We start from the raw sequence: 19,107 nt of genomic DNA, 5'->3' as shown, positions 1-19,107 counted from the left end.
CCCCAGGTCTTTCGTCGGTCCGGCCTCCTCGTGATCACGAGTGCATACGAAAGGTTATGCCTTCGCGCCCTGGTCCCGAGCCATCTCGTGCCGGGGGCGCCGCACCGCGCCGGGGGCGGCGGGCTCGGGACGGCCCTTGAGCCGGTCGGAGGAGTGCAGCTGCCAGGGGACGCTGGTGACCATCACGCCCGGCTGGAAGAGCAGGCGCCCCTTGAGCCGCAGCGCGCTCTGGTTGTGCAGCAGGTGCTCCCACCAGCGGCCCACGACGTACTCCGGGATGTACACGGTCACCACGTCGCGAGGCGAACGGCGCCGCAGCGACTTGACGTACTCCAGGATCGGCCGGGTGATCTCCCGGTAGGGCGAGTCCAGCATCTTCAGCGGGACCGGGATGCCCCTGCGCTCCCACTCCTCCTGCAGCGCCCGCGCGTCCTCGCCTTCGACGCCGACGGTGACGGCCTCAAGCGTCGAGGGCCGGGTCGCCCTGGCGTAGCTGAGTGCGCGCAACGTGGGCTTGTGGATCTTGGAGACCAGGACGATGGCGTGGTTGCGGGCGGGCAGCATCGACTCGTCCACCTGGAGATCCTCGTCGACCGCGAGTTCGGCGGCCACGTTCTCGTAGTGGCGGTGGATGCCCTTCATGATCAGGAACAGCGTCGGCATGGCGACGCAGACGATCCAGGCGCCGTGGGTGAACTTGGTCAGCAGCACGACCACCAGCACCACGCCGGTCATGACGGCGCCGAAGAAGTTGATGACCCGCGAGCGCTTCATCTGCGCCCTGGTCTTCGGCGCGGTCTCGGTCTTCAGGTGCCTGGTCCAGTGCCTGACCATGCCGATCTGGCTCAGCGTGAAGGAGACGAAGACGCCGACGATGTAGAGGTTGAGCAGGCGGCTGACGTCCGCCTGGAACCCCCACAGCAGCAGGCAGGCGCCCGCGGCCAGGATGACGATGCCGTTGGAGAAGGCCAGCCGGTCGCCCCTGGTGTGCAGCTGACGGGGCAGGTAGCGGTCCTGGGCCAGGATGGAGCCGAGCACCGGGAAGCCGTTGAAGGCCGTGTTGGCCGCCAGGAACAGGATGAGGGCCGTCACCGCGGAGATCACGATGAAGAACAGCGAGCCGTTGCCGAAGACCGCGTCCGCGACCTGGGCGATGATCGGCTGCTGGTAGTAGTCCGGGCCCGCGGGCTTGCCGTTGATGAGCACGTCGCGGGCGGCGGTGGCCGGGTCGGCGAGCTTGACGCCGGAGGCCAGGCCGAGCGCGATGATGCCGACGAACATCGTGACCGCGATCAGGCCCATCATCAGCAGGGTCGTCGCGGCGTTCTTGCTCTTCGGCTTGCGGAAGGCGGGCACGCCGTTGCTGATCGCCTCGACACCGGTCAGCGCCGCGCAGCCGGAGGAGAAAGCCCGCAGGATCAGGAACGCCGCGGCCAGCGAGGTCAGGTCGGTCTGTTCGGCGACGATCTGGTACCCGGCGGTCGGCGCGCGCAGTTCCTCGCCCATGACCAGCAGCCGGAACCCTCCCCACAGGACCAGGCCGATGACCGAGACCATGAAGGCGTAGGTGGGGACCGCGAACGCCACACCGGACTCGCGGATGCCACGCAGGTTGACCAGCGTGAGCAGCACGACGATGGTGATGGCGACCAGCGGCTTGTGCTCGGCGACATAGGGGATCGTCGCGCCGACGTAGTCGACCCCGTTGGCCACGGAGACCGCGACGGTCAGCACGTAGTCGACCATGAGGGCGCTGGCGACGGTCAGACCGGCGTTGGGCCCCAGGTTGACCGTGGCGACCTCGTAGTCCCCGCCTCCGCTGGGGTAGGCGTGCACGTTCTGCCGGTAGGACGCCACCACCGTGAGCATCACCAGGACGACCGCGATGGCCACCCAGGGAGCGAAGTGATAGAACGATAGCCCGGCGATGGAGAGGATTACGAGAATCTCCTGCGGCGCGTAGGCGACCGAGGAGAGCGCGTCACTCGCGAAAACCGGCAGCGCGATGCGCTTGGGGAGCAATTGCTCGTGTAACTGCGTGCTGCGCAGCGCGCGCCCGATGAACAGGCGCTTGACGAGGTCCGTCACCTTTGACACGTCTGCCGATGCTAGTCCCCATCCATACGCCCCGCTGACGCGGCACTCCCGAAGCGGGCCATACTGACTAGGTACATACGAACAAGATCCGCCTCAATGTGAGCGGCGGGGGAGCATGCATATCGTGATCATGGGATGTGGCCGGGTCGGATCGACTCTGGCGCACATCCTTGAGGACAGCGGCCACTCGGTCGCGATCATCGACCGTGACCCACAGGCCTTCCGCAGGCTGCGAGCCGGTTTCCGGGGACGCCGGGTGACCGGCATCGGCTTCGACCGGGACGTGCTGGAGGAGGCGGGCATCGGAACCGCCAGCGCCTACGTCGCGGTCAGCAGCGGCGACAACTCCAACATCATCTCCGCCAGGGTCGCCCGCGAGACCTTCGGCGTGGACAACGTGGTCGCCCGGATCTACGACCCCCGGCGTGCCGAGGTCTACCAGCGTCTCGGCATCCCCACCGTCGCCACGGTGCGCTGGACCGCCGACCAGATCCTGCGGCGTGTCCTGCCCGAGGGGACCGAACCCCTCTGGCGCGACCCCACCGGCTCCGTCGTGCTGGCCGAGGTGGCCTACCACCCCGCCTGGATCGGCACCAGGAGCAAGGACCTGGAGGAGGCCGCGGGCACCCGTGTCGCGTTCATCAACCGGATGGGCGAGACCCTGCTGCCCAAGAACGACTCCGTGGTGCAGGAAGGCGACATCCTGCACGTCATGGCGGCCGAGAACGACATGGAGCGCATCAACAAGGTGCTCTCCGGCCCTCCCGAGGGGAGCCACTGATGCGCGTCACCATCGCGGGCGCCGGAGCCGTCGGACGGTCCATCGCCGCCGAACTCCTGGAGAACGGCCACGAGGTCCTGCTCATCGACATCGACCCCAAGGCCATCAAGATCGACACCGTGCCGAGGGCGGAGTGGCTGCTCGCCGACGCCTGCGAGATCTCCTCCCTGGACGAGGCGGGCCTGGCCGACTGTCACGTGGTCGTGGCCGCCAGCGGTGACGACAAGGTCAACCTCGTCGTCTCCCTTCTCGCCAAGACCGAGTACGGCGTGCCGCGCGTGGTGGCCAGGATCAACCACCCCAAGAACGAATGGCTGTTCAACGAGTCGTGGGGCGTCGACGTGGCCGTCTCGACCCCGAGGCTGCTGAGCGCGCTGGTCGAGGAGGCGGTGAGCGTCGGCGACCTGGTCCGCCTGATGACCTTCCGCCAGGGACAGGCCAACCTGGTCGAGCTCACCCTGCCCGAGGACGCCCCGGTCGTCGGCCACCGGGCGGGCTCGGTGCCCTGGCCCGCAGACACCGCGCTGGTGGCGATCCTGCGCGAGGGCCGGGTGCTGGTGCCCAGCGCCGACGACCCCCTTGAGGCGGGCGACGAGCTGATGTTCGTGGCCAGCCAGGAGGTCGAGGAGGAACTGGGCAGGTTGCTGTCCCCGCACCGCTCCGCCTGACCCCCTCACACGCGAAACGGTCCCGTACGGCTTGGCCGTACGGGACCGTTCTTCGTCACAGGGTCGTCACGGGGAGGCGGGCGTGGCCGGGGTCCTGCCCCTGGCCAGCAGCCAGACCATCGCGCCCAGGGCCGCGACCTGCAACGGCCAGCCCATCACGATCTTCAGGATGCCGAGTTCGGCGACCGCGTCGTTCCCGCCGATGAGGTAGACGGGCAACTGCACGGCCACCCGCACCACGCAGGGGATCATCAGCAGCCAGGTGAGCCTGGAGCACAGGCGCACCACGGCCGGGTCGGCGCGCCAGGCGGTCGGATCGCCGGTGACCGACCCGATCAGGAAGCCGACCACCGGCCAGCGGACGACGATCGACAACAGCATCGCCACCGCGTAGCCCGCGTTGTAGAGGATGCCGGGCAGGAACACGTCCTTCGCCTCACCCGTCCGGGAGGCGAAGAACGCGCCGATGGCGATGCCGAACAGGCTGTTGAGCACGAACTGCGGCGTCGAGCGCTGCAGCACGCGCGCCAGCAGCAGGACGACCGAGGTGGAGACGCTGACGATCAACGACGTCCTCAGGTCGGATGTGGTGATCCACATCAGCGTGAACACGATCGTGGGCACGGCGGCCTCGATGGTCCCCCGTACGCCGCCGAAGGCCTTGGCGAGCTGCCCGCGCATCGCCGCCTCGACGGTCACGTACGCCGCGTTCTCCTCGGTGGTGCTCATCTTCTCGCTCACCGCTCCGTGGTCGTCTTCACTCACGCACCGCCCGCCGGGCGCAGCTCGTACTTGGGGTTGAACATCACCTTGCGCCCGTCCTGAAGGCTGACCAGCCCCTCGGCGAGCACCATCCTGCCCGGCTCGATCCCCGCGATCTTCCTACGTCCGAGCCAGACCAGGTCGATCACGTCGGAACCGTCGTAGAGCTCCGCCTCAAGGGCGGGCGCGCCGCCACGAGGGCGCAACGTGACCGTACGTAGCGTACCGGTTACGCAGAACCTGCGTCGCCCGCCACAGGAGACGATCGGCGTCGCGCCGTGACGATCGAGGTCCTGCTGGAGCTCGTCGGCCTCCAGTTCCGCCTGGCTCGTCGTCAGCCGACGGAGGAAGCCTCGAAATCCGCCCTGTTTATGCGGTTCCTGAGAACCCACGACCTCTCCTTCGCATACGTGTTGAATCAGCGTACGCGATCCCTCACGTCAGCGGATCTCGGCGATCTCAGGACCGCGTTCGAAGGGGTTGAGGTCGGGCACCTCCTGCTCGGCGGCCTGTTGTTCCGCGGCCTGCCTGGCCTCGGGAGGAAGCCGAAGCTCGATCGACTCCTTCGGGGCCATCGGCTCGTCGCCGCGGACCACGACGATGTCGCCGACCACCCCTTCCAGGACCGCGGCGACCTCCTCGTCCACGACCGCGCGGCCACTGACCACCGCGCGCAGGAACCAGCGCGGACCGTCCACGCCGATGTAGCGCACCGGCTGGGGCTCCTGCGCCCCCTCGGCGGGGATGCGCGCGAACAGTTCGACCCCGAACGGGCCCTCGCGCTCCTCGACCGTGCCGCCCGCGGCGCGCACCCCCTCGGCGAGGTCGGTACGGACCTCGTCCCAGATCCCGCTGCGCCTGGGCGCGGCGAACGCGTGCACCTGCAGGGCGCTGTCCTCGACCATGACGACCGCGCCGACGATGCGGTCGCCGGACAGGTTCAGCTGCACCTCGAAGCCGGAGTCGATGGGCAGGCGCAGCCCGCCGAGATCGACACGTTCCCGCTCCGGATACGACTCACCCGAGTCCCACGGCCCCGAGGGGCGGCTGCGAGGCTCCTCGACGACCTTCTCGCTCTGCGCGGCCTTCTCCGCGGTGGCCGGGGGCTCCTCGCGACGGCGCCGTTTGAACACTTTCCTCACGCTCCTTGAGAGTTCACTGGAGGCTCGCCACCCGGGCCCCGCCCCGCATCAGCGTCCGGTGGACCCGAACCCGCCGGCGCCCCGCGCCGAGCCGGGCAGCCGGTCCACCTCGTAGAACACCGCCTTCTCCACCCGCTGGACGACGAGCTGCGCGATGCGGTCTCCCCTGCGCAGCCGTACGGCCTCCTTGGTGTCGGTGTTGATCAGCGTCACCCTGATCTCGCCTCGGTAGCCCGCGTCCACGGTGCCGGGCGCGTTCACGAGTGTCACCCCGTGCCGGGCGGCCAGGCCCGAACGCGGATGGACGAACGCGGCGTATCCGTCGGGCAGGGCGATCGCCACACCGGTGCCGACCGTGACCCGCTCACCCGGAAGCAGCTCGACGTCCTCGACGGCGCGCAGATCGGCTCCCGCGTCACCGGGATGGGCGTACGACGGCATGGGCAGGTCGGTGTCGAGCCGGTGGATCAACACCTCGACTTTGCCGGTCACGGGTTCCCCTCGTCATCGTGGTGCTCGTCGGTGACCGCCCGGCCGTCGGCGCGGGCGGAGCGCTCCCCGTCCACGCCGGCGCTCCGGCCGGCGCGCTCGCCGATGCGGAACGCGACGACGCGTGTGGCGGCCGGGCCGTACGGACCGCCGCGACGTCCCTCAGCCTCACGGTACGCCTTCCGGCCCGCGCCGGAGGCACACCTGTCACACGTGGACGGCGACGGGCCGCCGTGTGCGAAAGCGGAGCACGAGGTGGAACGGGTCACGGAGGAGAACGTTACCCGTTGTGCTGGGCGGACTCCTCATTCATGGCGGAGTCCGGCCCCGGAGTCACCGTCTCGGCGCCCGTCGGCTCGTCTCCCCGCTCCTCCCCCGGCTCGTCCGCCGGTGGCGGGTGCTCCGGCGCGGCGGGCAGGGCGATCGGCGGGTCGGCCATGAGTTCGGGGATCGCCCGGTAGATGACGGCGGCGACCGGGACCGCGACCGCCGCCCCGGCGATGCCCGCCAGGATGCCGCCGACGGCCAGCACCAGGATGATCGCCAACGGGTGGAAGCTCAGCGCCCTGCCGACGATCAGCGGCTGCAGGACGTGGTTCTCCAGCTGCTGCTCGACGATCAGGATGCCGAGGAAGATCAGAGCGTAGATCGGGCCCTTCGCCCCCAGGGTGACCAGGGTCGCGACGCCTCCGGCGAAGAAGATGCCGACGATCGGGATGAAGCTGGCCAGGAAGATCATCACCGCGAGCGGAGCCCAGAGCGGCACGCCCATCCCGGCGAGCACGATGCCCATGACCACGCCGTGCACGGCGGCAACCGCCACGGTGCCCTGCACGTAGTGCGACAGGGTCACCCAGGCCGTACGGCCCGCCTTGTCCACCCGGGGTGCCGCCGAGCCGAAGCCCTTCAGGAACCAGCTCCAGATGCGGTCGCCGTCCTTCAGCAGGAAGAAGGTGACGAACATCAGCAGCACGATGGAGGCGAGCACCTCGAAGGCGACCGTCGCGCCGGTGAGCACGGTCTGGGTGATCTGGTTGCGTTGCGCGGTGATCTGGGTGGTGATCTCGTCGATCCAGGAGGTCAGCTGGTTGGGCTGCAGGTGCAGGGGGCCGGTGTAGAGCCACTGCTCGACGGTCTTCGAGGTGGCGCGCACCTGGTCGACCAGGCCGGGGAACTCGTCGTTGGCCCGCAGGCCGATGAACCAGCCCGTGCCGCCCAGCACCCCGAAGGCCACCAGCATCGTGATCCAGGTGGCGTATATGGGGCGGACGCCGACCGCCCTGAGTCTGCGGGTCACCGGGAACAGCAGCGCGGTCAGCAGCAGCGCGATGGCCACCGGCAGGACCACGATGTGCAGTGTCGCGATGAACTGCGCGAAGTAGAAGACCGCCCAGCCGATGACGATCAGGCAGAGGCACCAGACCGCCACTCGCAGCAAGGTGCGCGGCACGAGGTTCGTCAGGCGTTCCCGATCGGAGATCACCCTTCCAGACTGTCATGCCACGGCCTGTGACGCGCATGGTTATCGGCCCAACACGCAAAGCCGCGGCACCGGACCGTAAGAAGGCCGTGGGGCCCGGCGGGCCCCACGGCGGGTGGATCAACGCTCTCCCGGCGGCCGGGTGATCACCCTGTCGTCGAGGTAACAGTCACAGTTGCCGCAACCCGGGATCATGTCCTCCTCCTCACCTGCTCGTGTCTCGACCGTACGGCAGGAGCCCGGGACGGCAAGGGAAGATTCGCGTGCGGCCGGGGACTCAGACGAGGGTGACCTCGACAAGCAGGTCGCCGTCGCCCTCGGTGAGCACGAACTCCTCGACGACGCCCGCGCCGCACAGGTCGTCCTGCGCCTGGCGCACCAGGCCCGCGGGACCTCCGGTGACGGTCAGCCGGGTGACCTCGGCGCGCATCGACAGTTTGGCGTCCGACTTGGCCTTGCGGACGTGGTGGAGGACTCCGGCCACCGCGGGGAGCAGCCCCCTGTCCCCCTCTCTCTCGGCCAGGCCGTGCGCCTGGGGCCAGGCGGCGCGGTGCACCGAGCCCTCACGCCACCAGGACCAGACCTCCTCGGTGACGAAGGGAAGGAACGGGGCGAACAGCCTGAGCATGACGTCCAGCGCCCGGCGCAGCGCGGCGTGCGCCGACCCGGCCGCCGGGTCGTCCCCGTAGGCCCTGAGCTTGACCAGTTCCAGGTAGTCGTCGCAGAACTCCCAGAAGAACCGTTCGGTCCTTTCGAGCGCGCGGGCGTAGTCGTAGGCCTCGAAGGCCCTCGTCGTCTCCTCGACCACCTCGGCGAGCCTGGCCAGCATCGACAGGTCGATCGGCTCGGTGACCTCGCCGCCGTCCTTCCCGAGCCCCAGCACGAACCTGGAGGCGTTCAGGATCTTGATCGCCAGCCTGCGGCCGATCTTGATCTGGCCCGTGTCGAAGGTGGTGTCCGTACCGGGCCGCCCGCAGGCCGCCCAGTAGCGGACCGCGTCGGAGCCGTGCTGTTCGAGCAGCCCGAGCGGGGTGATCACGTTTCCCGCCGACTTGGACATCTTCTTGCGGTCGGGGTCGAGGATCCATCCGGAGATCGCGATGTCGCGCCAGGGCAGGGTGCCCTCCTCCAGGTGCGCCCTGACCACGGTCGAGAACAGCCAGGTGCGGATGATCTCGTGGGCCTGCGGGCGCAGGTCCATCGGGAAGACCCGCGCGAACAGGTCCTCGTCGCGCTCCCAGCCGCCCGCGATCTGCGGGGTGAGCGAGGAGGTCGCCCAGGTGTCCATGACGTCCGGGTCGCCGGCGAAGCCGCCCGGCCTGCCACGCTGCTCCTCGGTGTATCCGGGCGGCGCGTCGGAGGCGGGGTCCATCGGCAGCGCCGACTCCGGCGGCACGATCGGCGAGGAGAGGTCGGGCTCCCCCGTCTCGTCCAGCGGGTACCACAGCGGGATCGGCACGCCGAAGAAGCGCTGCCTGGAAATCAGCCAGTCACCGGACAGGCCCTCGACCCAGTTGTCGTAGCGGACCTTCATGTGCGGCGGATGCCAGGACAGCTCCTCGCCACGGGCCAGCAGCGCCTTCCTGAGGGTCTGGTCCCGCCCGCCGTTGCGGATGTACCACTGCCGGGTGGTGACGATCTCCAGCGGCCGGTCACCCTTCTCGTAGAACTTCACCGGGCGGTTGACCGGCCTGGGCTCGCCCTCCATGTCGCCCCGGGCGCGCAGCAGCTCGACGATCCGCTCGCGGGCGCCGTGCACGGTCCTGCCCGCCAGCTCGCCGTACGGCTCGGCGGGCACGCCGGGAGGTGCCTCGGGCAGCATCCTGCCGTCCCTGCCGACGACGGCCCGGGTCGGCAGGTCCAGCTCGCGCCACCAGACGACGTCGGTGACGTCGCCGAAGGTGCAGATCATGGCGATACCCGAGCCCTTGTCCGGTTCGGCAAGGCGGTGGGCGAGCACCGGCACCTCGACACCGAACAGCGGCGTGGTGACCGTGGTGCCGAACAGCGGACGGTAGCGCTCGTCGTCGGGGTGGGCGACCAGCGCGACGCAGGCGGGCAGCAGCTCGGGCCGGGTCGTCTCGACCCAGACCCGCTCCCCCGCCCCTCCGGCCGGGGTGAAGGCGACACGGTGGAAGGCCCCGGGCCACGGCCTGTCCTCAAGCTCGGCCTGGGCGACGGCCGTACGGAAGGTCACATCCCACAGGGTGGGGGCCTGGGACAGGTAGGCCTCGCCGCGGGCGAGGTTGCGCAGGAAGGCGCGCTGGGAGGCGGCGCGCGCCAGGCCGTCGACGGTCGCGTAGGTCAGCGACCAGTCGACCGAGAGGCCGAGCCTGCGCCAGAGCTCCTCGAAGACCTTCTCGTCCTCGATGGTGAGCCGTTCGCACAGCTCGATGAAGTTGCCGCGGGAGACGGGGATCTGGCGTTTGGCGTCCGGCTTGGCCGGGGGCTGGAAGGCGGGGTCGTAGGGGACGGACGGGTCGCAGCGCACACCGAAGTGGTTCTGCACCCTGCGCTCGGTCGGCAGGCCGTTGTCGTCCCACCCCATGGGATAGAAGACCTCCCGCCCGCGCATGCGCTGGAAGCGGGCGATCGTGTCGGTGTGGGTGTAGGAGAAGACGTGTCCAACGTGCAGGGACCCCGAGACGGTCGGCGGCGGGGTGTCGATGGAGTAGATCTCCGGCCGGGTGCGCGTCCTGTCGAAGCGATAGGTGCCCTCGGCCTCCCAGCGGGCCGACCATACGGCTTCCAGCCCGTCGAGAGAAGGCTTCTCGGGCATGGGCGCATGGCGCGGTCGCTGTGGTGTCATGCCTCCCTATGGTATGGCGTCGTGTGCCCTCGTGACGGAGGAGACTAGTGTTCTCGTGCGAAGCGAAAACAGCGGGGAGGGGGCCACATGGCCGACAAGTCCGAGAAGCAGGATCTGGCGTGGCGGGTCATCGGCGGCCTCGCGGGGCTGGCGACCGCCTGGGCCGCGCGGAAGGTCATCGGGTTCGCCTGGGAGAAGACGACCGGCAAGAAGCCGCCCGCGGACAACGAGTCGCTGGACATCAGCATGGGCGAGGCGATCGGTTACGCCGTGGTGATGGGGGTCGGCATGCAGGTGGCGCAGATCGTGGTCGCCCGCACCGCCAGGAAGCGCTACGACGCGTGGAAGTCCCTGCGGGGGGCGGCCAAGGAGATCTCGCTCTGACCCGGCCGTGCCCCGCCGCCCGCCGGTCAGGCGGGGACGGGGCGCGGCGCCGTGCGTTCCGGGTCAGGATTCGAGCGAGGCGAGGAACTCCTTGGCCCAGCGATCCACGTCGTAGGTCGCGACCCTCCTGCGCAGTGAGCGCATCCGGCGTGACAGGTCGTGCGGCGTGGCCCGCATCGCGGCGAGCATCGTCCGTTTGAGGCCGTCCACGTCGTAGGGGTTGACCATGAACGCCTGCCGCAGTTCGTCGGCCGCCCCGGCGAACTCGCTGAGCACCAGGGCCCCGCGCAGGTCGTTGCGGCAGGCGATGTACTCCTTGGCGACGAGGTTCATGCCGTCGCGCAGCGGGGTGACCACCATCACGTCGGCCGCCAGGTAGAGCGCGGCCAGTTCCTCCCGGCCGTAGGACTGGTGCATGTACTGCACCGGCTGCTGGCCGAGTTCGCCCTGCTCTCCGTTGATCCGGCCGACCTGGAGCTCGATCGAGTCGCGCAGGCGCATGTACTCCTCGACCCGCTCCCGGCTGGGGGTCGCGATCTGCACGAAGGCCGCCTCCCCCGGTTTGATCGAACCCTCGGACAGGAGTTCGCCGAAGGCCTTCAGGCGCTGGCCGATGCCCTTGGTGTAGTCGAGCCGGTCGACGCCGAGCAGCAGGCACTCGGGGTCGCCGAGCTCGGCGCGGATCTCCTTGGCCCGCTCGGTGATGTGCGGTTCGCGCACCAGCGAGTCGAGCTCCCCGAAGTCGACCGAGATGGGGAAGGCCGCGGCCCGCACCACCCGGTCCTCGACGTAGATCTCGTTCTTGTGGTGCTGGAGGCCGAGCAGCCGGCGGCACAGCCGGATGAAGTTCGACGCGCCGCCGGGGCGCTGGAAGCCGACCATGTCGGCGCCGAGGAGCCCCTCGACGATCTCCCTTCGCCAGGGCAGCTGGGAGAACAACTCGACCGGTGGGAACGGGATGTGCAGGAAGAACCCGATGCGCAGGTCGGGACGGAGTCTGCGGAGCAGGGCCGGGACCAGCTGCAGCTGGTAGTCCTGGATCCACACGACCGCGTTCTCGGCCGCCTCCTCCGCGGCGGCCCTGGCGAAACGCTCGTTGACCGTCCGGTAGGCCTCCCACATGACGCGGGAGTAGACCGGGGGTGCCACCACGTCGTGGTAGAGGGGCCACAGGGTGGTGTTAGAGAAGCCCTCGTAGTAGAGCTCGACCTCCGACTCCGACAGCGGCACGGGGATGAGGTGCATGCCGTCGTGTTCGAAGGGGTCGAGGTACTCACCGGGGGCGCCGTGCCAGCCGATCCACGCGCCCTCACGTCGCTGAAGGACGGGAGCGATCGCGGTGACCAGGCCGCCGGGGCTGCGCCGCCACATGTCGTCACCCACACGGTCGACGGGGAGGCGGTTTGCGACGATCAGAAACGAGCTGCGGCCCTGCACAAAATCCTCCAGGTAGTCGGACTACTCCTAACAACTACCCAATTCAGGCGTTTCTATGACTTACCGGGTGGAAGCGCCCCACTAATTCTTAGATCACCCCTGACCGCCTCCGCGAGCCTTCTTGTGGCGGCGCGGTTGAGGGCCCCACCTGCGACGGCGCCCGTGAGGAAGGGGCCGAGGGTGGTCAGATGGCGGCCGAGGGTGCGCAGCAGCCTGTTGCGCAGCGCCGTCTTGGCCGCCGCGCCGAGCGCGATGCCGACCGTGGCGGGCGACAGCGGATCGACGCCGCGCTGCCTGGACCAGGCGGCCACGAAGACCATCGCACGCTGGGCCCCTGTTCCCGGCACCCGTACCCCGTAAACCTCGTGGAGCTCGGCGAGCAGCTTGACCTCGATCGCGGCGACCACCAGGGTCTCGGCGACGAGCTGGGCGGGGGCGGACAGCAGCAGGGGCGGGGTGACGAACTCGGCCGCGGCCAGCGCGCCACCGATGGCGCCGACCGTCATGGTCGCCTTGGCGGCCGTCCGCACGAGATCGTCGGCGAGGGCCTCGGAGGTCAGGCCGTGGTGGTGCTCGGAGAGGGTGGCCAGATCTCGGATGGGAATGCGAGGGGCGACGGCGGTGAACACCTCGGCCAGCCAGCGGCCCCGGCCGACCCCCGTCGCCTTGGCCCTCCTCGACCCTCTGGCCAGAAGTGTGGTCAGGCGGCCGAGCAGCCGTCGCCGCTCGGTGCCCGCGAGCCCTTCCGGCTCGATGAGTTTTCCGACGAGCTCGGCCATCTCCTGGTCGTTCGCCCCGTCGGCCGTTCTCTCGACCGTGCTCCCGGCGCTCCCGGCGCCCTCGGCCGGGCCCGGCCGGTGCTCCCGCGTGCCCGCGGGCTCGGTTCGCCCGTTCGCCGCGCGGTCCTCGTTCGCGGGTGCGCCGGCCGACTCCCCGGCGATGGAGTCGCCCGGCTTCGCACCGGTCTGTTTGTTCTCTGACGTCATGTCGCGGAACCTCCTCAGGGCTGTCCCGGCGTCCTTCCCGTCGTCGGGAGGACGACCTCGGACGGCCGTCGGAATATCGTCAGGCCGCGCACTCCTTGCAGATCTGCTGGCCGTTCCTCTCGGTGGCGAGCTGACTGCGGTGGTGCACGAGGAAGCACCGCGCGCAGGTGAACTCGTCGGCCTGACGAGGAATCACCCTGAGCGAGAGCTCCTCGTTGGACAAGTCCGCGCCCGGCAGTTCAAGCGACTCGGCGAGGTCCGTCTCGTCGATGTCGATACTGCCCGAGGACTTGTCGGTACGGCGGGCCTGCAGTTCCTGAAGACTGTCCTCGCCGAGGTCGTCGTCAGTCTTGCGTGGGCTGTCGTAGTCGGTAGCCATCGGTCTGCTCCATCCCCCTCATCTATCTATCTGTCCGCGCTTGTGATCCGTTTGCGCTCGTTCGCGCGTGTGTAACGCTTGAGAGGCCCAACTTGTGCCCGATCCGCCAGATAGATTCCTGCTTCGGTACCCCGTCGGAATGGCCGATGAACCTCCCCACACGTGAGGGACCTCCCACCAATGGGCGTGGTTAGCCAAATATGGCGTAAACCACAACATTGGCGGCATGCACCACCGTGTTCGACGGCACATCCAACCACATGTACGGCGTGAACGAGACGCCCCCCGCCGGATCAGCGCGACTGAAGTCTCACCGTCACCACGAGGCCTCCTCCGTCCCTGGGAACGGCGGCCACGTTGCCCCCGTGAGCACGCACGACCGCGCGAACGATGGACAGCCCGAGCCCGGCCCCCTTTGAGGAGTCGATCCGTTCGGCGTTGAGCCTCCGGAACGGCTCGAACAGGCTGTTCACCTCGTAGGCGGGCACGTGCGGTCCCGTGTTGGCCACCTGAACGACGAGGGCCCCCTCAACAATTCCCGTGCGCACCCACACGCGTCCCTCTTCGGGGAGATTGTGCTTGATGGCGTTCTCGACCAGGTTGGAGACGCAGCGTTCCAGGAGCACCGGATCGCCGACCGTCTCGGCGCTCAGCAGCTCGGTGGTCACGACGACCCCGGCCTCCTTGGCGCGCGGGACGAGCTGCTCGACCGCGGTCTCCGCGACGTCCTTCACGTCCACCGGCTTGCGCACGCTCAGCTCCCGCTCGCTGCGCGCCAGCAGCAGCAGCCCTTCGATGAGCCGCTCGTTGCGCGCGTTGACCTCAAGCAGCGTACGGCCGAGCGCCTTGAGGTCCTCCGAGGCCTGCGGGTCGCCCAGCGCGATCTCCAGGACGGTCCGGTTGATGGTCAGGGGGGTGCGCAGCTCGTGCGAGGCGTTGGCCACGAACCTCCGCTGGGTGTCGAAGGCCACGTTGAGCCTGGTCAGCATCGCGTCGAAGGTGTCGGCCAGTTCCTTGAGCTCGTCGTCGGGGCCTTCGAGGTCGATCCGCTCGTGGGCGAGGGTGCTGTCGGAGAGCCTGCGCGCGGTCGTGGTCATCTGCTGGATCGGCCTGAGCGCCCGGTCGGCGACGAGATAGCCGATGATGATCGCCAGGATGCCGACCCCGGCCAGCGCGGGAACCGACCTGGTCAGCAGGGCCTTGCGCGCCCCGGTGACCGCCAGGTGCAGGTTGGAGTTCCACCACTGCTGGACCTGGACCGCGAGGTCCTGGGGCATGTCGTCGGTGACCGCCCTCGGCCACGCCGACTCGATCGCCCAGCCGACCATCATGTAGATGACGAACAGCAGCAGAACTCCGGCGATGAAGAACAGCACGCCGTAGGTGATGGTCAGGCGCCAGCGGATGCTGATCCTGCTGACCGTCGTGTGCAGCCGTTCCAGCGGGGTCGGCGAGAGCGAGGTGTCACCGGGCGGGGGCGGCCCGTCCCAGGCGGGCGGCCCGGTCGGCGGGGGCGCCTGGACGCGGACCGGCGTCACGGTGGCCTGGCGCCCGCCGTTCCTCGCGCTCCGCTCGGAGTGCGGACTGATCATGGGGTGGGTCGGCACCCCCTGCCCCGCCTCCTCGGCGGGGCCGTCCGCGAAGCGGCCCTTCCCCGCGCCCTCGCCCGCGCTCACAGCTTGTATCCCACCCCGGGCACCGTCTCGATCACCTGAGGCTCACCCAGTTTCTTCCTCAGGGTCATCATCGTGACGCGCACCACGTTGGTGAAGGGGTCGATGTTCTCGTCCCACGCCTTGTCGAGCAGGTCCTCCTGGCTGACGACCGCGCCCTCGGCGCGCATCAGCTCCTCAAGGACCGCGAACTCCTTCTTGGTGAGGGCGATCTCCTCGCCGTCCCTGGTGACCAGCCGCTTGCCCGGGTCGAGACGGACCCCGGAGCGCTCCAAAACGGGGGGCAGCGCCGGGGCGGAGCGGCGGCCGAGCGCCCGCACCCGCGCGACGAGTTCGACGAAGGCGAACGGCTTGGCGAGGTAGTCGTCGGCGCCGAGCCCCAGCCCCTCCACCCTGTCGTCGACGTCGCCTGAGGCGGTGAGCATCAGGATCCGCGACGCGGTCCTGTCGGCGACCAGGCGGCGACAGACCTCGTCGCCGTGGACCTTGGGCAGGTCCCGGTCCAGGACGATCACGTCGTAGTCGACGTAGCCGGTCCGTTCGAGCGCGCCGGCGCCGTCGTAGGCGACGTCGACGGCCATGGCCTCGCGCCGGAGCCCGGTGGCGATCGCGTCGGCGAGCACCCGCTCGTCCTCAACCACAAGCACGCGCACGACCTCTGCTACCTCCCGTGAAAGATCCGCGAAACCCGCGGCAGCGACTTTTCATTGTCGCCATACCCCGCGTAAGACGGGGGTAAGGCCGGTCTCACCATACGAACAATCCGTGATGTAAGACACATATAGGTTTAGCCATCCCATCGGCGTGGGTAGAGCTCAAAACCCAGTCCCCCGCCAGCCCAATCCTTCAGCCCCCGTGAGAAAGAAGGTGAGATGGGCGAGTTCACCACCACGATCGAACACCGCCTCGACCAGGCTTACAAAAACCTGCAGGAAGCCAGGTCCGCGGGCGACCACTACCTCGCCGACACCTTCACCGCCGAGATCGAGGATCTCCGCCGTCTGGCAACGGACAACGGCGTCGTCCCCGTCCAGCGCTGAGCGAACAGGCCCCCCGACGCCCTGCCCGGGGGGCCTGTTCGTGCTCCGGACGGGTCCCGGGCCCGTCAATCGTCGCGTTCCGGGTCCAGCGGTGCCAGCAGATCGTGCAGTTCCTCGAAGAGACCGGGCGCCGCGCAGATCGTCAGGTCCGGGTTGGGCCGTCTGCCCCCCAGACCGCCGATCCTGGCCCCCGCCTCCGCGGCGATGAGGCCGCCCGCCGCGTGGTCCCAGTACTGCGGGCCGCGCTCGTAGTAGCCGTCGACCCGCCCGGCGGCGACCGAGCACAGGTCCGAGGCGGCCGAGCCGCCCCTGCGGATGTCGCGCACCCGCGGCAGCACGTGGGCGAGCACCCGCGCCTGGACCGCGCGCCGTCCGGCCCCGTAGCCGAACCCGGTGGCGATCAGGGCCCGGTCGAGTGACACGCCCGTGGTGCAGCGCAGCCGTTCCCCGGCCAGCCAGGCTCCCTCGCCTTTGACCGCGGTGAACACCTCGCCCCTGGGCACGACGTTGACCACCCCGGCGACGACCTCACCGTCCACCTCGACGCCGACGCTCACCGCCCACTCGGGCAGGCCGTACATGAAGTTGACGGTTCCGTCGATCGGGTCGACGATCCAGCGGACCCGGCCGTCGCCGGTCGAGCCGCCCTCCTCACCGAGGATCGCGTCGCCCGGCCTGGTCCGCCTGATCCGGTCGCGGATCAACTCCTCGGCGGCCTGGTCGAGCGCGGTCACCACGTCCGTCGGGCTGGACTTGGTCGCCAGGACCTCGGGCCTGGTGGGCCGCTTGGCCAGGAGCATCTCCCCCGCCTCCCTGGAGATCTCCTCGGCCAGCCGGGCGAGAAGCCGCGCGTCCTCCCCGGCCGGCGGCCCGCCGCGCGTCACGACAGCGACTCCGGTCGCTTCCACTCCCTGCCGAGGACGTGCTGGGCGAGGAAGGCGAGCACGGTCTCGTACCAGACCACGGCGTTGCCCGGTTTGAGCACCCAGTGGTTCTCGTCGGGGAAGTACAGGAACTTCGACTCGACCTCCGAGCGCCGCAGGTCCCACCACAGGCGCAGGGCCTCACCGATCGGCACCCGGTAGTCCTTGTCGCCGTGGACGACCAGCATGGGCGTGGAGATCCGCTCCAGCGACAGGTGCGGCGACAGGTCCCGGTACGGCTGCCCGCCCGGGGGCCCGAACTCGCGCTGGAAGTAGACGGCGGCGTCGGTCGTGCCGATGAACTGCTCCAGGTTCCACAGCGAGGCGTGGGTGACGATCGCCTTGAACCGGTCGGTGTGCCCGGCGATCCAGTTGGCCATGTAACCGCCGAACGAACCGCCCATCGCGGCGGTCCGCGAGGCGTCGAGTTCGGGCAGTTCGAGCGCGGCGTCGGTGATCGCCATCAGGTCGGCGTACGTGCGCGGCCCCCAGTCGGCCCAGCCCCGCCGGATCGCCTCAAGGCCGTAACCGGTGGACAGGCACGGGTCGGGCAGCAGCACCGCGTAGCCGTTCTGCGCCATGATCCACGGGTTCCACCGCCACGACCAGTCGTTCCAGCTCGACAGCGGGCCGCCGTGTATCCACAGCAGGAGGGGCGCCGGGCTCTGCGCCGAGGCGCCCTCGGGCAGCACCAGCCAGGCCCTGACGGTCTCGCCGTCGTCGGTGGTCGCGCTGACCTCGGTCAGGGTCCCGGGAAGTTCGAGACGGGGGGCCGGGGAGGGCAGCGTCCCGACCGTGCCGTCCACGGTGACGTGGACCGGGACGGCCGGGCTGTCCACGGCGCCGCGCAGCGCGTAGACCGAGCCGTCGGGCGCGGCCTGGAGCGACAGGTAGGCGCCGTCGTCGGCGGTGAGCCGTACCGCCTCGGAGCCGTCGGCGGGGACGCGGAAGATCGGGCGGCGCCCCTGATGGTCGGCGGCCAGGTACAGCGTCCGGGAGTCGGGCGCCCACACGAAGTCGACCGGCCACAGGAGGTGGCTCTCGAAGCGGCCCGCGACGTGCCCCTCCCCGGTGGCCATGTCCACGATCCACAGGACGCTCTCCGCGGGCACGTCCGTCGAGCCCCGTACCTCGCGCACGCACGCGACCAGGCGCCCGTCCGGCGAGACGACGGGTTCCCCGAGGTCGTGACCGTCCTGCTCGGCCAGGACCCTGCGGGTGCCGTCCGCCACGTCGATCGCCACCAGATGGGAGCCGAGTTCCCCGCCGGGCAGGGGGACCGTCCAGCTCGTCACGACGGTCGCGCCGTCCGGGGTGAGGTCCCACGAGGCGAGGGCCAGGCTCTTGCCCGGCTGCGGGGTGAGGTCCATGGTCCCGGTCAGCCGCTCCTGCCCGAGCGCCCCGGCGAACAGCCTGACCTCACCCGGCCCGAGGTCGTGGTCCCAGTGGCGCACCAGCAGGTCCTCGTGCAGGATCGCGCTCACCCCGTTGTCCTTGCGCGCCTTGCGCCGCTCCGCCTCGGTCGCCTCGTCTCCGGGCAGCACGTCGGAGCCGAAGACCACGTTCCCGCCCGCGGTGGCGAACCCCGCCACACCGCCGGGCCGCGAGGCGACCTGCCTCGCCTCTCCTCCCGCGCGCGGCAGCAGCCAGAGCGCGGGGACCCCCTCCTCGGTCTCCTTGACCGTCGGGTCGGGGCGGCGGGAGCAGAAGAGCAGATCGCCGCCGGCCGTGAACTCCGCTCCTGTCTCGCCTTTCACCGACCGGGTCAACCGGTACGGCTCACGCCCGTCGAGAGGGATCTCCCACAGGGACGTGCCGTAGGACTTTCCGTCGGGGTTGAGTGCCTGGACCACGCTCACCAGGCGAGTCCCGTCGGGGGAAAGCCGCAGGGAAGTCACCCGGGGTACACCGACATAATCGCGGATGTCGCTAAATGGGGTCACGCTTGGAACCTACCCTGCGCCTCTTCTTCGATCACTCCCGCCGGGAGGCCACTTTCCATACCACTCGGCTCCCCCCGGCGCGATGATGCGCGGCGATGCGGGAGGATTCCCCGC

Annotated in this window: 18 protein-coding genes; 4 read left to right on the top strand and 14 right to left on the bottom strand. The window is 69.8% G+C overall.

Features of this window, described 5'->3' with window-relative positions:
• Nucleotides 1-54 precede the first annotated feature (54 nt).
• Nucleotides 55-2,097, bottom strand: a complete 2,043-nt coding sequence (locus tag ABZ463_RS11355; protein WP_362775473.1) for an APC family permease — start codon at nt 2,095-2,097, stop codon at nt 55-57.
• A gap of 115 nt (nt 2,098-2,212) precedes the next feature.
• Here ABZ463_RS11355 and ABZ463_RS11350 point away from each other — a divergent pair, with 115 nt between their 5' ends.
• Together ABZ463_RS11350 and ABZ463_RS11345 are read left to right on the top strand one after the other, a co-directional pair.
• Nucleotides 2,213-2,878, top strand: coding sequence for a TrkA family potassium uptake protein (locus tag ABZ463_RS11350; RefSeq protein WP_352016165.1), 666 nt, complete (start codon nt 2,213-2,215; stop codon nt 2,876-2,878).
• Complete coding sequence (locus tag ABZ463_RS11345; protein ID WP_352016166.1) at nt 2,878-3,546, top strand: TrkA family potassium uptake protein; 669 nt, start codon at nt 2,878-2,880, stop codon at nt 3,544-3,546. The genes ABZ463_RS11350 and ABZ463_RS11345 overlap by 1 nt, the downstream gene beginning before the upstream one ends.
• 66 nt (nt 3,547-3,612) lie before the next feature.
• Here the strand turns inward: ABZ463_RS11345 and ABZ463_RS11340 are convergent, their stop codons facing one another.
• The 6 genes from ABZ463_RS11340 to valS all read right to left on the bottom strand — a co-directional run bounded on the left by ABZ463_RS11340 (nt 3,613) and on the right by valS (nt 10,198).
• Nucleotides 3,613-4,275, bottom strand: a complete 663-nt coding sequence (locus tag ABZ463_RS11340; protein WP_352016209.1) for a DUF3159 domain-containing protein — start codon at nt 4,273-4,275, stop codon at nt 3,613-3,615.
• A 32-nt stretch (nt 4,276-4,307) separates the two neighbouring features.
• Entirely contained in the window at nt 4,308-4,700 is a 393-nt protein-coding gene (locus ABZ463_RS11335; protein WP_352016167.1) for an OB-fold nucleic acid binding domain-containing protein, read from the bottom strand.
• Between the two features lie 48 nt (nt 4,701-4,748).
• A complete protein-coding gene (locus tag ABZ463_RS11330; protein ID WP_362775470.1) occupies nt 4,749-5,450 on the bottom strand; it encodes a DUF3710 domain-containing protein in 702 nt (233 codons plus the stop codon).
• Nucleotides 5,451-5,498: 48 nt separating this feature from the next.
• Complete coding sequence (dut, locus tag ABZ463_RS11325) at nt 5,499-5,942, bottom strand: dUTP diphosphatase (protein WP_352016169.1); 444 nt, start codon at nt 5,940-5,942, stop codon at nt 5,499-5,501.
• A gap of 277 nt (nt 5,943-6,219) precedes the next feature.
• On the bottom strand, nt 6,220-7,422 hold the full coding sequence (locus ABZ463_RS11320) for an AI-2E family transporter (protein WP_362775468.1): 1,203 nt from the start codon (nt 7,420-7,422) through the stop codon (nt 6,220-6,222).
• Nucleotides 7,423-7,696: 274 nt separating this feature from the next.
• Nucleotides 7,697-10,198 carry a valine--tRNA ligase gene (valS, locus tag ABZ463_RS11315; protein ID WP_352016172.1) on the bottom strand — a complete coding sequence of 834 codons (2,502 nt, stop codon included), beginning with the start codon at nt 10,196-10,198 and terminating at the stop codon, nt 7,697-7,699.
• A gap of 117 nt (nt 10,199-10,315) precedes the next feature.
• Between valS and ABZ463_RS11310 the strand changes: the two genes are divergently transcribed.
• A complete protein-coding gene (locus ABZ463_RS11310; protein ID WP_352016173.1) occupies nt 10,316-10,612 on the top strand; it encodes a DUF4235 domain-containing protein in 297 nt (98 codons plus the stop codon).
• Between the two features lie 63 nt (nt 10,613-10,675).
• On the opposite strand, the gene ABZ463_RS11305 is transcribed toward ABZ463_RS11310, so the two are convergent.
• The 5 genes from ABZ463_RS11305 to ABZ463_RS11285 form a co-directional block, all read right to left on the bottom strand.
• Nucleotides 10,676-12,049 carry a trehalose-6-phosphate synthase gene (locus tag ABZ463_RS11305; protein ID WP_352016174.1) on the bottom strand — a complete coding sequence of 458 codons (1,374 nt, stop codon included), beginning with the start codon at nt 12,047-12,049 and terminating at the stop codon, nt 10,676-10,678.
• A gap of 53 nt (nt 12,050-12,102) precedes the next feature.
• Nucleotides 12,103-13,035 carry a hypothetical protein gene (locus tag ABZ463_RS11300; RefSeq protein WP_362775465.1) on the bottom strand — a complete coding sequence of 311 codons (933 nt, stop codon included), beginning with the start codon at nt 13,033-13,035 and terminating at the stop codon, nt 12,103-12,105.
• A gap of 79 nt (nt 13,036-13,114) precedes the next feature.
• Nucleotides 13,115-13,414: a DUF4193 domain-containing protein gene (locus ABZ463_RS11295; RefSeq protein WP_184715811.1), complete on the bottom strand. Its 300-nt coding sequence runs from the start codon at nt 13,412-13,414 to the stop codon at nt 13,115-13,117.
• Nucleotides 13,415-13,707: 293 nt separating this feature from the next.
• A complete protein-coding gene (locus ABZ463_RS11290; RefSeq protein WP_362775463.1) occupies nt 13,708-15,090 on the bottom strand; it encodes a HAMP domain-containing sensor histidine kinase in 1,383 nt (460 codons plus the stop codon).
• On the bottom strand, nt 15,087-15,740 hold the full coding sequence (locus tag ABZ463_RS11285) for a response regulator transcription factor (protein ID WP_184715809.1): 654 nt from the start codon (nt 15,738-15,740) through the stop codon (nt 15,087-15,089). Before ABZ463_RS11285 ends, ABZ463_RS11290 begins: the two co-directional genes overlap by 4 nt.
• A 219-nt stretch (nt 15,741-15,959) precedes the next feature.
• Between ABZ463_RS11285 and ABZ463_RS11280 the strand changes: the two genes are divergently transcribed.
• Nucleotides 15,960-16,127: a hypothetical protein gene (locus ABZ463_RS11280; RefSeq protein ID WP_184715807.1), complete on the top strand. Its 168-nt coding sequence runs from the start codon at nt 15,960-15,962 to the stop codon at nt 16,125-16,127.
• A gap of 65 nt (nt 16,128-16,192) precedes the next feature.
• On the opposite strand, the gene ABZ463_RS11275 is transcribed toward ABZ463_RS11280, so the two are convergent.
• Nucleotides 16,193-17,011 carry an inositol monophosphatase family protein gene (locus ABZ463_RS11275; protein ID WP_362775460.1) on the bottom strand — a complete coding sequence of 273 codons (819 nt, stop codon included), beginning with the start codon at nt 17,009-17,011 and terminating at the stop codon, nt 16,193-16,195.
• On the bottom strand, nt 17,008-18,993 hold the full coding sequence (locus ABZ463_RS11270) for a prolyl oligopeptidase family serine peptidase (RefSeq protein WP_362775458.1): 1,986 nt from the start codon (nt 18,991-18,993) through the stop codon (nt 17,008-17,010). The genes ABZ463_RS11275 and ABZ463_RS11270 overlap by 4 nt, the downstream gene beginning before the upstream one ends.
• Nucleotides 18,994-19,107: the final 114 nt, after the last annotated feature.

Source organism: Streptosporangium sp. NPDC020145 (assembly GCF_040631275.1).
Lineage (GTDB): Bacteria > Actinomycetota > Actinomycetes > Streptosporangiales > Streptosporangiaceae > Streptosporangium.
This window is presented reverse-complemented; position numbering and strand designations above follow the sequence as displayed.